The 12508-nt window shown below is 67.9% G+C and carries 13 protein-coding genes; 7 read left to right on the top strand and 6 right to left on the bottom strand.

Going from position 1 to position 12508, the window contains the following annotated elements; genetic code table 11:
- Positions 1-4: 4 nt before the first annotated feature.
- The 7 genes from ACVOJ1_RS16950 to ACVOJ1_RS16920 all read left to right on the top strand — a co-directional run bounded on the left by ACVOJ1_RS16950 (position 5) and on the right by ACVOJ1_RS16920 (position 8048).
- Complete coding sequence (locus tag ACVOJ1_RS16950) at positions 5-943, top strand: histone deacetylase family protein (RefSeq protein ID WP_346480687.1); 939 nt, start codon at positions 5-7, stop codon at positions 941-943.
- An 89-nt stretch (positions 944-1032) separates the two neighbouring features.
- The gene (gene lptD, locus ACVOJ1_RS16945) at positions 1033-3489 is read left to right on the top strand and encodes an LPS-assembly protein LptD (protein WP_346480686.1); all 2457 of its coding nucleotides are present in this window, start codon (positions 1033-1035) and stop codon (positions 3487-3489) included.
- A complete protein-coding gene (locus tag ACVOJ1_RS16940; RefSeq protein WP_053519673.1) occupies positions 3486-4829 on the top strand; it encodes a peptidylprolyl isomerase in 1344 nt (447 codons plus the stop codon). Before lptD ends, ACVOJ1_RS16940 begins: the two co-directional genes overlap by 4 nt.
- Positions 4830-4832: 3 nt before the next feature.
- The gene (gene pdxA / locus ACVOJ1_RS16935) at positions 4833-5813 is read left to right on the top strand and encodes a 4-hydroxythreonine-4-phosphate dehydrogenase PdxA (RefSeq protein ID WP_253119352.1); all 981 of its coding nucleotides are present in this window, start codon (positions 4833-4835) and stop codon (positions 5811-5813) included.
- Positions 5810-6613 (top strand): 16S rRNA (adenine(1518)-N(6)/adenine(1519)-N(6))-dimethyltransferase RsmA, encoded by an 804-nt coding sequence (gene rsmA / locus ACVOJ1_RS16930; RefSeq protein ID WP_065182841.1) that lies wholly within the window; start codon positions 5810-5812, stop codon positions 6611-6613. Before pdxA ends, rsmA begins: the two co-directional genes overlap by 4 nt.
- Before the next feature lie 13 nt (positions 6614-6626).
- Complete coding sequence (gene apaG, locus ACVOJ1_RS16925; protein WP_053519676.1) at positions 6627-7010, top strand: Co2+/Mg2+ efflux protein ApaG; 384 nt, start codon at positions 6627-6629, stop codon at positions 7008-7010.
- 15 nt (positions 7011-7025) lie between these two features.
- Positions 7026-8048: a symmetrical bis(5'-nucleosyl)-tetraphosphatase gene (locus ACVOJ1_RS16920; protein WP_065176227.1), complete on the top strand. Its 1023-nt coding sequence runs from the start codon at positions 7026-7028 to the stop codon at positions 8046-8048.
- A gap of 46 nt (positions 8049-8094) precedes the next feature.
- On the opposite strand, the gene ACVOJ1_RS16915 is transcribed toward ACVOJ1_RS16920, so the two are convergent.
- The 6 genes from ACVOJ1_RS16915 to ACVOJ1_RS16890 are packed head-to-tail and all read right to left on the bottom strand — an operon-like array spanning position 8095 to position 12330.
- On the bottom strand, positions 8095-8586 hold the full coding sequence (locus ACVOJ1_RS16915; RefSeq protein WP_277381419.1) for a dihydrofolate reductase: 492 nt from the start codon (positions 8584-8586) through the stop codon (positions 8095-8097).
- A gap of 5 nt (positions 8587-8591) precedes the next feature.
- The gene (locus tag ACVOJ1_RS16910; RefSeq protein WP_253119360.1) at positions 8592-9386 is read right to left on the bottom strand and encodes a thymidylate synthase; all 795 of its coding nucleotides are present in this window, start codon (positions 9384-9386) and stop codon (positions 8592-8594) included.
- The gene (lgt, locus tag ACVOJ1_RS16905; protein WP_346480685.1) at positions 9383-10267 is read right to left on the bottom strand and encodes a prolipoprotein diacylglyceryl transferase; all 885 of its coding nucleotides are present in this window, start codon (positions 10265-10267) and stop codon (positions 9383-9385) included. The genes ACVOJ1_RS16910 and lgt overlap by 4 nt, the downstream gene beginning before the upstream one ends.
- 60 nt (positions 10268-10327) lie before the next feature.
- A complete protein-coding gene (locus ACVOJ1_RS16900) occupies positions 10328-10822 on the bottom strand; it encodes a TPM domain-containing protein (RefSeq protein ID WP_065182836.1) in 495 nt (164 codons plus the stop codon).
- On the bottom strand, positions 10822-11709 hold the full coding sequence (locus ACVOJ1_RS16895) for a TPM domain-containing protein (protein WP_346480684.1): 888 nt from the start codon (positions 11707-11709) through the stop codon (positions 10822-10824). The genes ACVOJ1_RS16900 and ACVOJ1_RS16895 overlap by 1 nt, the downstream gene beginning before the upstream one ends.
- A 3-nt stretch (positions 11710-11712) precedes the next feature.
- Entirely contained in the window at positions 11713-12330 is a 618-nt protein-coding gene (locus ACVOJ1_RS16890; RefSeq protein ID WP_346480683.1) for a LemA family protein, read from the bottom strand.
- Positions 12331-12508: the final 178 nt, after the last annotated feature.

The following is a 12508-nucleotide window of genomic DNA, read 5'->3' as shown; positions in this document are numbered from 1 at the left end:
TACGATGCTGGTCTTCACCCATCCGTCCTGCCTGCTGCACGATCCCGGTCCGGGCCATCCCGAATGCCCGCAACGGCTGCAGGGCGTGCTCGACGCCCTGCGCGGCGCATTCCCCGGCCAGCTGGACTGGCGCGAGGCCCCACCCGCCAAGTTCGGCGAGTTGAGCCGGGTCCACGACAGCGCTCTGCTCGACTTCGTGCTGCAACCGCAGACCGTGCCCCTGCGCCAGCTGGACATGGACACCTGGACCTCGCCCGGCTCGGCCAGTGCGGCGGTGCATGCTGCCGGTGCCGGTGTGGCCGCAGTGGATGCGGTGATGCTGGGCGCGGACCCGCTGGCGTTCTGCGCGGTGCGCCCGCCGGGTCACCATGCCACCAGCAGCACGGCCATGGGCTTCTGCCTGCTCAACAACATCGCCATCGCCGCAGCCTACGCGCGCGACCGCCACGGGCTGGAGCGGATCGCGGTGGTCGACTTCGACGTCCACCATGGCAACGGCACCCAGGACATCTTCCAGCACGACGCACGGGTGTCGTATTACAGCACCCACCAGGCCGGCCTGTTCCCCAACTCCGGCCTGCGCCGTGACCGTGGCGCGGGCAATCTGATGAACATCCTGCTGCCGCCGGGCAGTGGCGGATTCCGCTTCCGCAATGTCTGGGCCGACGAGATGCTGCCGGCCATCGACGACTTCCGCCCGCAGCTGATGCTGATCTCGGCAGGCTTCGACGCCCATCTGCGCGACCCCCAGGCGGATCTGATGCTGGAGACCGAGGATTTCGCCTGGATCACCCGCGAACTGCATGCGCTGGCGCGTCGCCATGCGGCCGGCCGGGTGGTGTCGATGCTGGAGGGCGGCTACGACCTGCAGGCCCTGGCCGAATGCAGCGTGGCCCACGTGCAGGCCCTGATGTCGCCGGCGGCGTCCACCCCGGCTGGATGAACCCGAACCGGTGCGACCGGGCCGCCTTCATTGCCCCTATGCAAGGGATGGGGCAAGCTACCGTCCGTTTTCGCCCGAATCCGAACCGCGTGCGCCGAGCCCTCCGCCTGCTTCCCCTGCCTCTGAGCATCGCCGTCTGCCTGCCGGCGATGGCCGATGATAAGCCGCTCAACTGGGGCCTGTGCCCGGCAACCGACGTCATTCCCGCGTTCACCGACGCCCCGACCCCGGTTCCGGGCCAGGACAAGGCCGCCGCCAGCGCCGCGCGCGAGCAGCAGCCGACCGATATCGAGGGCGATCAGCTGCTGGGTACCACCACGGTGCCGCAGTACGAGGGCAACGTCGCCCTGCGTCGCGGCGACCAGTTCGTCGGCACCGACAAGCTCAGCTTCGACACCGAGTCCGGCAACTACATCGCCGATGGCAATGTCCGCTACCAGGACGCGTCGATCCGGATGGTCGCCAAGCGCGCCGAGGGCAACCAGGAAAGCGACACCCACAAGATCACCGACATCCAGTACCAGCTGGTGTCCCGCCGTGGCAACGGCGACGCCGAATCGGTCGACCTGCAGGGCGCGGTCGGGCAGATGCACCGCTCCACCTACACCACCTGCGACCCGTCGCAGCCGGTGTGGAAGCTGTCGGCGCCGCAGATCGAAGTGGACAACGACGAGGGCTTCGGCACGGCGCGCAATGCCGTGCTGCGCATCGGCAAGGTGCCGGTGCTGTGGGCACCGTACTTCAAGTTCCCGATCGACGACCGGCGCAAGACCGGCCTGCTGTTCCCGCAGCTGGGCATGTCCGGGCGCAACGGGTTCGACTACACCCAGCCGATCTACCTGAACCTGGCACCGAACTACGACGACACGCTGATGCCGCGCTACATGAGCCGGCGCGGCCTGATGCTCGACAACGAGTTCCGCTACCTCTACAACGGCGGCCGCGGCGAACTGCTGACCGCCTACATCCCCAACGACAAGCTGCGCTACCGCGATCGCGGCCGTGTCATGTTCAGCGGCTACCACAACGTGGACAGCCACTGGCAGGCACGTGCCAACCTGGCCTGGGTCAGCGACGAGCGCTACGTCGAGGACTTCGCCAACCGCCTGGTGGGCGTGACCGCCTCGAACCTGCAGAGCACCGTTGGCCTGTACGGCACCGGCCAGAACTGGACGGCCGGAATCATGGCCGACCGCTGGCAGCTGACCGACTACACGCTCAACGAGAGCGCGCTGGCCTACAACCGCCAGCCGCGCCTGTACTTCAACTGGGACAAGCCGGTCCTGTCGTGGCTGGAAACCGGCGTGTACGCCGAAGCCGTGCGCTTTACCCATGAAGACATCAACTTCAAGTACGGCCCCGAGGCCGGACCGGACCTTGAGTACACCCGTACCGGCCAGACCCAGCGGATGTACGGCGGCGCACGCCTGGACCTGAAACCCTATGTGTCGCTGCCGTTCAGCGGTGCGGCCTGGTACGTGACCCCGACCCTGGCCTACCGCTACACCGCCTACGACCTGGACCGGCAGCTGGCCGACAGCATCCGCCGCAACGTGCTGGTTTCGCAGGGCGTTGATCCGGCCACCGCTACCCCCGAGCAGCTGCGCGGCAACACCTCGCCCAGCCGCAGCCTGCCGATCGGCAGCATCGATGCCGGCCTGTTCTTCGACCGCGAGACCACCATCGGCGGCCGCTCGTTCCTGCACACCCTGGAACCGCGCCTGTTCTACCTGCGCACGCCCTACCGCAACCAGGACGAGCTGCCGATCTTCGATACCCGCGACTTCACCTTCAGCTGGGGCCAGCTGTTCCGCGACTCGCGCTATACCGGCGCCGACCGCCAGAACGACGCCAACCAGCTGACCATGGCGCTGGGCACCCGCTTCATCGACCAGACCACCGGCCGCGAGCGGTTCTCGGCGGCCATCGGCCAGATCCAGTACTTCGACGAATCGCGGGTGACCGCCGTGCCGGGTGGCCCGCCGGTGGAAAAGGGCAAGTCGGCCTGGATCGCCGATGCCAACTACATGGTCAACGACCGCTGGACCCTCAGCGCGACCTACCAGTGGGACCCCAAATACAAGCGTGAGGACCTGGCCAGCTTCCGCGCCCGTTACCTGATGCCCAACGATGGCGTGGTCAACCTGACCTACCGCCACCGCATCAACCCGGACGGCACCGACCTGCTGAAGCAGGCCGACCTGTCGTTCCTGTACCCGCTGAACCCCCGCTGGAGCCTGGTCGGCCGCTACTACTACTCGCTGGAAGACAAGAAGCCGCTGGAAATCATCGGTGGCGTCCAGTGGGACAGCTGCTGTCTGGCCGTGCGCGCGGTGGCCCGCCGCTACGTGCGCAACCGCGAGGGCGAGCTGAACAATTCCATCCAGCTGGAGTTCGTGCTGAAGGGCCTCAGCTCCCTGGGCCAGGACACGGACCGCACCCTGCGCCGTGCTATCCTCGGCTACAACCGCGACGACCTCTATCTCGTGCCCCCCAGCAATACCGGGACGACCCGGGACGACTACGATCCGAATCTGATCCCATGACCAAGCGCTTCCCCGTTCTTCTCGCCTCGCTGCTGGCGGTGTCCAGCGTGTCCGCCCCCCTGCAGGTACTTGCCCAGGAGGCGCAGCCGCTGGACCGCATCGCCGCTGTCGTCGATGAGGACGTGATCCTGCAGAGCGAACTCCAGCGCGCCATCGCCAACATCAAGGCGCAGTACGCCGGCCGCGAGGCCCAGCTGCCGCCGGATGACGTACTCAGCCGGCAGGTGCTCGAGCGCCTGGTGCTGGTCAAGCTGCAGGTGGCCCGTGCGCAGGGCAGCGGCATCCGCGTCAGCGACCAGGAGCTGAACCAGGCGATGAATGCCATCGCCCAGCAGAATGGTTCCAATCTGGACGCGCTGCGCCAGCGCCTGGCAAGTGACGGCATCGATTTCAACGACTTCCGCGCCTCGGTGCGTGACGAGATCACCGTGCAGCGCCTGCGCCAGAGCTTCGCGCAGAGCCGCATCAGCGTCAGCGAGGGCGAAGTCGATGCCGCGTTGAAGCAGCAGGCCACCGCCGGCAACCAGTACCACTTGGCGCACATCCTGATCGCCCTGCCCGACGGCGCCAATGCCGAGCAGATCGCCACCGGCCAGAAGAAGGCCGACGGCGTGAAGGCCCTGCTGGACAAGGGTGAGCTGGACTTCAATGCCGCCGCCGTACGTTACTCGGACAGCCCCAATGCACTGGAAGGCGGCGACCTGGGCTGGCGCAGCATGGACGAGATCCCGGCCGCGTTCGCGCAGCTGATGGAAAAGATGAATGCCGGTGACGTGGTTGGCCCGATCCGTGGTCCGAGCGGCTTCCAGCTGCTGAAGCTGGTGGAAGTGCGCGATTCCAGCGCCGCCGCCGGCACCCATACCGTCACCGAGTTCCACGGCCGCCACATCCTGGTGCGCGTGGACGACAACCAGACCGATGCGGCCGCCAAGGCCAAGATCGACACCCTGCGTGCCCGCATTGCCGGCGGCGCCGACTTCCAGACGGTGGCCAGGGAGTCGTCCGAGGACAACAACAGCAAGGGCCAGGGCGGCGATCTGGGCTGGTTCCCGGCCGATGCGTTCGGTCCGGCCTTCGGCCAGCAGGTCCAGAGCGTGCAGGACGGCGGTGTCAGCCAGCCGTTCCGCACCGACGCCGGTTGGCACATCGTGCAGCGCGTGGCGACCCGCCAGACCGACGTGACCAACGACAACCAGCGTGCGCAGGTCCGCGAAACCATCGGCCGCCGCAAGCTGGAAGACGAATACAACCGTTTCCTGCAGGAGCTGCGTGGCGAAGCCTACGTCAGCTTCCGCAGCGGTGACCGCGCGGAAAACACCGCGACGCCGCCGCAGTCCTGACCGATGCGCCCCGAGCTCGCTCTGGTACCGGGCGAGCCCGCCGGGATCGGCCCGGAGCTGTGCATCCGCCTGATCCAGCAGCCGCGCGATGATTGCCGGCTGCTGGCTTTCGCCGACCCGGATACCCTGCGCGCAGCCGCCGCCGCGCTGGACCTGCCCCTGCAACTGCTGCCCGAGGAAGCGGAAGCCCGCTTCCCGGGCGACCTGCGTCTGCGCGTCGTGGCCAATGCCGTCCCGAGCCGCTTCGGCCACGCCGATCCGGCCAATGCCGGCGCGGTCATCGGCGCCCTGCTCGGCGCCGGCCAGGCCTGCCTGTCGGGCGAACTGCACGGCGTGGTCACCGGCCCGGTGCACAAGGCGGTCATCAACGAGGGCGGCATCGCCTACAGCGGCACCACCGAACTGCTGGCCGACCAGGCCGGGGTGAAGGTGGTGATGATGCTGGCCAATCACATCGTGCGCGTGGCCCTGGCCACCACCCACCTGCCGCTGCGTGAGGTCGCCGATGCGATCACCGCACCCGGCCTGGAGCACACCCTGCGCACCGTGCACGCCGCGCTGCGCCGCGAGTTCGGGCTGGCATCGCCGCGCATCGCCGTGCTCGGCCTGAACCCGCACGCCGGTGAAGACGGTCACCTCGGCCGCGAGGAACTGGATCTGGTCATCCCGCTGCTGCAGCGCCTGCGCGCTGAAGGCATGGATCTGGTCGGGCCGCTGCCGGCCGACACCGCGTTCCTGCCAGGCAAGCTGGCAGGTTTCGATACGGTCCTGGCCATGTACCACGACCAGGGCCTGCCGGTGCTGAAGTACTCCGGCTTCGAGCAGGCCGTGAACCTGACCCTGGGCCTGCCCTACCCGCGCGTCGCTGTCGATCACGGTACCGCGCTGGACCTGGCCGGCCGCGGCATTGCCGATCCATCCAGCCTGCAGGCGGCAACGACGCTGTGTGCGCAGCTTGCGCGGCAACGTACACTGAGCGCATGAATTCCCCGCATTCCCCCTCCGGCCCGGTGTTCACCGCCCCGGCCAAGAAGCAGCTTGGCCAGCATTTCCTGGCCGATCGCCACTACATCGACAAGATCGTGATGGCGGTCAATCCCAAGGACGGTGACCGCCTGGTCGAAATCGGCCCCGGCCAGGGAGCGATCACGCTGCCGCTGCTGCGCGTGCATCCGGCACTGACGGTGATCGAGTTCGACCGCGACCTGATCGCGCCGCTGACCGCCGCCGCCGAGCCGCTGGGCGAGCTGACCATCGTCCACCGCGACGTGCTGCGCGTGGACTTCACCGAACTGGCGGCCGGACAGCCGATCCGTCTGGTCGGCAACCTGCCGTACAACATCTCCTCGCCTATCCTGTTCCATGCGCTCGAGCATGCCGCCGTGGTCCGCGACATGCACTTCATGCTGCAGAAGGAAGTGGTCGACCGCATGGCAGCCGGCCCCGGCAGCAAGGTCTACGGCCGCCTCAGCGTGATGCTGCAGGCCTACTGCACCGTCACCTCGCTGTTCGTGGTGCCGCCGGGTGCGTTCCGGCCACCGCCGAAGGTCGATTCGGCCGTGGTGCGGCTGGTGCCGCATGATCCGGCCACGGTCGGCATCCGTGACCACGCCCGCTTCGCCGAAGTGGTCAAGGCCGCCTTCGGCCAGCGCCGCAAGACCCTGCGCAACGCACTGAACAACGTGGTGTCGGCCGACCAGTTCGCCGCTGCCGGCGTGCGCCCCGATGCCCGTGCCGAACAGCTGGACGTGGCCGAATTCATCGCCTTGGCCAATGCCTCCTGATTACACTGCCGGTATGGAAGACGCTGACGTTTACGCCATTTCCGTCGAGGTCGCACCGCGATTCCTCGATGACCAGTCCGTGCCGGAAGACGGCCGCTATGCGTTCGCCTATACGATCCGCATCCACAACCAAGGCCGGGTGGCCGCGCGGCTGGTCGCGCGCCACTGGCGCATCACCGATGCCAACGGCCGCGTCGAGCACGTCGATGGCGAAGGTGTGATCGGTGAGCAGCCGCGGCTGCGTCCCGGTGAAGACTTCCACTACACGTCCGGTGTCATGCTGGCGACCGATCACGGGACCATGCAGGGCCACTACGACATGGTCGCCGATGACGGCACCGAATTCGCCGCGCCGGTCGCACCGTTCGTGCTGGCCATCCCACGTACCCTGCACTGACACGGAGGCCGGACGATGAGTGTGTGGGCGATCGGCGACCTGCAGGGCTGCTATGACGTGACCCAGCGACTGCTGGAGAAGCTCCGCTTCGACCCCGCGCAGGACACCCTGTGGTTCTGCGGCGACCTGGTCAACCGCGGTGGTCAATCCCTGGAAACGCTGCGGCTGGTGCATTCGCTGCGCGAGCACAGCGTGGTCGTGCTGGGCAATCACGATCTTTCGCTGCTGGCGGTCGGTGCACGCACCGAGGAAGAGCAGCGCAAGGTCAATCCGGACCTGCTGCGCATCGTGCAGGCCGAGGACCGTGACGAACTGCTGGACTGGCTGCGCCTGCAGAAGCTGGTGCATGTGGACCGCGAGATGGGCTGGATGATGGTGCACGCCGGCCTTGCGCCGAAATGGACCACGCAGATGGCCGAAAAGCATGCGGCCGAAGTCGAAGTGCAACTGCACGGCGCGGGCTACCGCAAGCTGTTCCGCAACATGTATGGCGACAAGCCAAGCTGGGCACCGAACCTGTCCGGCTACGACCGTTCGCGGGCGATCATCAACGTGCTCACCCGCATGCGCTACTGCACTCCGCGCGGGCGCATCGGCATCGAGGACAAGGGCACGCCCGGCACGCAGGAACAGGGACTGTATCCGTGGTTTGAAGTGCCCGGCCGGGTCGAGCGCGACCTGAAGGTCGTATGCGGCCACTGGTCGGCGCTGGGCCTGACCATCACCCAGGGCGTGCACGCCATCGACACCGGCGCGGTATGGGGCGGCAAGCTGACCGCGATCCAGCTCGATACCGATGAGCTGCGCGTGGTGCAGGTGCCCGGCCGCGATGTACCTGCTCCGGTTCCGAATGCCCGGCCGCCGGCGCGACCGGCCCACGAGCGGTCTACCGCTGCGGCACAGGGCAAGGAACAGGGCGGCGGAAACACCGCTGCCAACCCGGGCAACCGCGGCCCACGTCGCCGCCGTCGGCGCGGTGGTGGTGGTGGTGGCGGTACGGGTGGCGGCAACAGCACCGGCACGCCGCCGCAGGGCTGAGCCCTCAGGGAGCCGAGCATGGCTCGGCTCTACAGGTGCACGGCGATCAGCGGCGCACGTAATGCACGAAGCGGAACGCGTAGGCGTGGCGTTCGTCGGCCGGATGCGGCTCACTGCTTGTTTCCCGCCACAGCTGCGGGTCCACCTCCGGGAAATGGGTGTCGGCCGGCACTTCGGCATCGACCCAGGTCAGGTACAGGTCACTGGCCTGGTCCAGCAGCTGGCGGAAGATCTCGCCGCCTCCGATGACACACAGCTCACCGGCACCCTCGCCTTCAGCGATCGCCTTCGCTTCGTCCAGCGAGCCCACCGCGCGCATGCCCTCGAACGGCACCTGGCCGCTGCGGGTCAGCACCAGGTTGGTCCGCCCCGGCAGAACGCGGCCGATCGACTCGGCCGTCCTGCGCCCCATCAGGATCGGCTTGCCCAGGGTGAGCGCCTTGAAGTGCTTGAAGTCATCCGGCAGGTGCCAGGGCATGGCATTGCCCTGGCCAATGCCACGGTTGCGATCCAGCGCCACGACCATCGAAAGCTTCATCGCGCTCACACCGCCACCGGCGCCTTGATCGCCGGATGTGGATCGTATCCGTCGATGCGGATGTCGTCGAACTGGAAGCCGAACAGATCGGTCACCTCCGGGTTCAACCACAGCTTCGGCAGCGCTCGCGGCGAGCGCGAGAGCTGCTCGCGGGCCTGCTCGAAATGGTTCGAATACAGGTGCGCGTCGCCCAGCGTGTGCACGAAATCGCCGACGCCCAGGCCGGTCGCCTGCGCAACCATATGGGTCAGCAGCGCATAGCTGGCGATGTTGAACGGCACGCCGAGGAAGATGTCGCCGCTGCGCTGGTACAACTGGCAACTGAGCCTGCCATCGGCCACGTAGAACTGGAACAGGTTGTGGCAGGGCATCAGCGCCATCTGCGAGAGCTCGCCCACGTTCCAGGCGCTGACCACCAGCCGCCGCGAATCGGGATTGCGCCTGATCTCGTCCACCAGCCACTGCATCTGGTCGATCTCGCGACCATCGGCGGTGGCCCAGCTGCGCCACTGCTTGCCGTACACCGGGCCAAGATCACCGTTGCCGTCGGCCCATTCGTCCCAGATCCTTACCTGGTTGTCCTTCAGGTAGCCGATGTTGGTATCGCCTTTCAGGAACCACAGCAGCTCGTGGATGATCGAGCGCAGGTGCAGTTTCTTGGTGGTGACCAGCGGGAAACCTTCGTTGAGGTCGAAGCGCATCTGCCAGCCGAACACGCTGCGGGTGCCGGTACCGGTGCGGTCGCTCTTCTCCGTCCCGTGCTCCAGCACGTGCGAGAGCAGGTCCAGGTAGGCCTTCATGCCTTGCCCTCCACCGCCAGCGGCTGCGGCTGCAGTACCGGTGCGCGGCGCGACATCGCCAGCAGCACCAGGCCCAGCGCGATCAGCGGCAGGCTGAGGATCTGGCCGCGGGTGAGCCAGTCGAACGCTACGTAGATGCCGTTGTCGGGCATGCGCACGAATTCCACCGCGAAGCGGAAGACACCGTACATCAGCGCGAACAGCCCCCCCACCAGATAGCGATGGCGTGGCTTGGCCGACACCGCCCACAGCACCACGAACATCACCAGCCCCTCGAGGAAGGCTTCATACAGCTGCGAGGGGTGGCGTGCGTACTGGTTCAGCGCGCCGGTCGCGAACTGCGCCTGCAGGGTCGCGTGGTCAAGCTGGTTCAGCGGCGCCGGCAGGCCGGACGGAAACACCACGCCCCAGCTGCCGTCGGTGTACTTGCCCCACAGCTCTGCGCCGATGAAGTTGCCGATGCGGCCAAAACCCAGGCCCAGCGGCACCAGCGGCGCCATGAAGTCCATGGTGTCGAAGAAGTGCAGCCTGTGCTTGCGCGACCACCACCAGCAGGCGCCGAGCACGCCCAGCAGGCCACCGTGGAAGCTCATGCCGCCGTCCCATACCTTGAACAGCAGCAGCGGGTTGTGCAGGAAATCGCCCAGCGCGTAGAACAGCATGTAACCGATGCGCCCGCCCAGCACGACGCCCAGCATGGCGTAGAACAACAGGTCGGAGAATCCGTTGGCATCGACGCCGGGCAGGCGCCCGGCGGCGATCCGGCGACGACCGAGCAGCCAGGCGGCGGTGAAACCCAGCAGGTACATGATGCCGTACCAATGCACCTTGACCGGCCCCAGCGAGAGGGCGATGGGGTCGATGTCGTGGAAATAGATCATGGAAGACGCCTGGCAGGAGTACGGGTATTTTAGCGCCCCGACCCGGCCCGGGACCGGGGCTCAGCCCAGGATCTGCGGCGCATTCGGGAGCGCGTCATCCTCCGACCGCGTCGAGGCCGGAAAGTGCCCTTCCACCAGGCTGGAGACTTCGTCGATCGCATCGCGCAGCGCATCCACCGGACTGGCGCCGCGCAGGCCTTCGCGCAGGTGGGTGCACACCCGCTGCCACTGCGCCGCGCTGACCCGGTCGCTCAGGCCCCGGTCGGCGACGATCTCGATGGCGTGGTCGGCCAGCAGCAGGTAGATCAGTACGCCGTTGTTGTGCCGGGTATCCCAGGTGCGCAGGTGGGCGAACGCCTGCTCCGCCGCCTGGCGCGGCGTGATTCCGCGCCAGACCGCGTGCAGCGGCAGGTCGGCTTCGACAGCGAACATCACCTGGCCGCCGTGGCGCTGCTCACCGGCAGCGATGGCCGCGGTGATCGCCTGCAGCGTGGCGGGGGGAAACGCCCGTCGTACCGAGGGCGAGAACAGATGACGGCAAAGACGACGGATCATCACCAACCTCCCGAAGCACCACCGCCGCCGGAACGGCCGCCGCCGCCGCCCCAGCCGCCACCACCGCCGAAACCGCCGCCGCCCCCGAAACCACCACCGCCGCCCCAGCTGCCGCCGCCCCAGCCACTGCCGCCGGCAAAGCGGCCCGGGTGGCCGGAGAGCATGGCAACGATCAGGCCCACGACGCCCGCCAGGCCACTGGCCAGCAGGGTGGAGGTGAACAGGAAGGCAGCAACCGCCGCACCCGCACCTCCGAGCAGCCCGCGCACCGGCCGCGGCACCCGCGAGAACACGCCCCGCAGCACCGTGCCTGCGAACACGCCGATGAACAGCGCCAGGATCCAGGTATCGCCACCGCCGTCGGCCTCGCGCCCGCGCTGGCCACTGACCGGCGCCGGCAGCGACTCGCCGTCGATCAGCTTGACCAGCACCGCCGTGGCATCGGTGATGCCGCCGGCGTAGTCGCCACTGCGGAAACGCGGCACCAGGTATTCCTGGATGACGCGGTTGGCGATCGCATCGGGAATCGCACCCTCCAGGCCGTAGCCCGGCTCGATGCGCACGCGCCGGTCATCCTTGGCCACCACCAGCAGCACACCGTCATCCACACCCTTGCGGCCGATCTGCCACTGGTCGAAGACCCGCGTCGTGTACTGCGCGATGTCCTCCGGCTGCGTCGTGGGCACCACCAGCACCTGCAGCTGGCTGCCCTTGCGCTGTTGCAGGTCCAGCGCCTGCTGCACCAGCGCCTGCTTCTGCGTGGCATCCAGCGTGCCGGTGGTGTCGACCACCGGCGAATCCAGCGCCGGAATCGGCGCCAGCTGCTGCGCCAGCGACGCCAGCGGCAGCCACAGCAGCAGGGCCAGCAGCGCAGTGGCCAGGCGCATCGGTCAGTGGCTCGGCTGCGGCGCCGGCTGCTGCGGCGCGTTGCCGAAATCCACCGCCGGTGCGTTGGAGATCTGCGCTTCGTTGTCTACGGTGAAGTTCGGCTTGGTCTTGTAGCCGAACAGCTTGGCGGTGATCACCTGCGGGAACGAGCGGATGTAGGTGTTGTAGTCCTGCACCTGCTGGATGTAGCGGCCACGGGCGACGGTGATGCGGTTCTCGGTGCCTTCCAGCTGGGCCTGCAGGTCACGGAAGTTCTGGTCGGACTTGAGCACCGGGTAGTTCTCGGTGACGACCAGCAGGCGCGACAGCGCGCTACCCAGTTCGCCCTGGGCCTGCTGGAACTGCCTGAGCGAGGCTTCGTCATCGGCGTTGACGTTGATCTGGCCGACACGCGAGCGGGCGTTGGTGACTTCGGTCAGCACGCGCTCTTCCTGGCTGGCGAAGCCCTTCACGGTCTGCACCAGGTTGGGCACCAGGTCGGCGCGGCGCTTGTACTGGTTGAGCACTTCGGACCAGCTGGCCTTGACCGCTTCATCCTTCTGCTGGATCGCGTTGTAGCCGCAGCCGGACAGCAGGGAGGCCAGCAGCATCAGGGGCAGGACACGGGTGAACAGGCGCATGGCGGAGGTTCCGGGTGGGCTTGGCGCCGAGCATGCCATGGTTCGGGTGAAAGACCGGCCATCGCGCGCCGCCCCCTCCGCGGTGGCCATGCTCATGGATCGCCTGAGTAGGGCGGGGGGGGGGGGGGGGGGGGGGGGGGGGGGGCTTACCTACCACGCGGGGAAAAACCCCCCCCAC

The organism is Stenotrophomonas sp. STEN225 (genome assembly GCF_056756445.1).
The sequence above is the reverse complement of the archived record's forward strand: the minus strand, read 5'-3'. Positions and strand labels throughout refer to the sequence as shown.

Excerpts from the sequence above, each read along its gene's own strand:
- ACVOJ1_RS16950 (WP_346480687.1), top strand. The coding sequence starts at position 5 with ATGCTGGTCTTCACCCATCCGTCCTGCCTGCTGCACGATCCCGGTCCG.
- ACVOJ1_RS16940 (WP_053519673.1), top strand. The coding sequence starts at position 3,486 with ATGACCAAGCGCTTCCCCGTTCTTCTCGCCTCGCTGCTGGCGGTGTCC.
- pdxA (WP_253119352.1), top strand. The coding sequence starts at position 4,833 with ATGCGCCCCGAGCTCGCTCTGGTACCGGGCGAGCCCGCCGGGATCGGC.
- rsmA (WP_065182841.1), top strand. The coding sequence starts at position 5,810 with ATGAATTCCCCGCATTCCCCCTCCGGCCCGGTGTTCACCGCCCCGGCC.
- apaG (WP_053519676.1), top strand. The coding sequence starts at position 6,627 with ATGGAAGACGCTGACGTTTACGCCATTTCCGTCGAGGTCGCACCGCGA.
- ACVOJ1_RS16920 (WP_065176227.1), top strand. The coding sequence starts at position 7,026 with ATGAGTGTGTGGGCGATCGGCGACCTGCAGGGCTGCTATGACGTGACC.
- ACVOJ1_RS16915 (WP_277381419.1), bottom strand. The coding sequence starts at position 8,586 with ATGAAGCTTTCGATGGTCGTGGCGCTGGATCGCAACCGTGGCATTGGC.
- ACVOJ1_RS16910 (WP_253119360.1), bottom strand. The coding sequence starts at position 9,386 with ATGAAGGCCTACCTGGACCTGCTCTCGCACGTGCTGGAGCACGGGACG.
- lgt (WP_346480685.1), bottom strand. The coding sequence starts at position 10,267 with ATGATCTATTTCCACGACATCGACCCCATCGCCCTCTCGCTGGGGCCG.
- ACVOJ1_RS16900 (WP_065182836.1), bottom strand. The coding sequence starts at position 10,822 with ATGATCCGTCGTCTTTGCCGTCATCTGTTCTCGCCCTCGGTACGACGG.
- ACVOJ1_RS16895 (WP_346480684.1), bottom strand. The coding sequence starts at position 11,709 with ATGCGCCTGGCCACTGCGCTGCTGGCCCTGCTGCTGTGGCTGCCGCTG.
- ACVOJ1_RS16890 (WP_346480683.1), bottom strand. The coding sequence starts at position 12,330 with ATGCGCCTGTTCACCCGTGTCCTGCCCCTGATGCTGCTGGCCTCCCTG.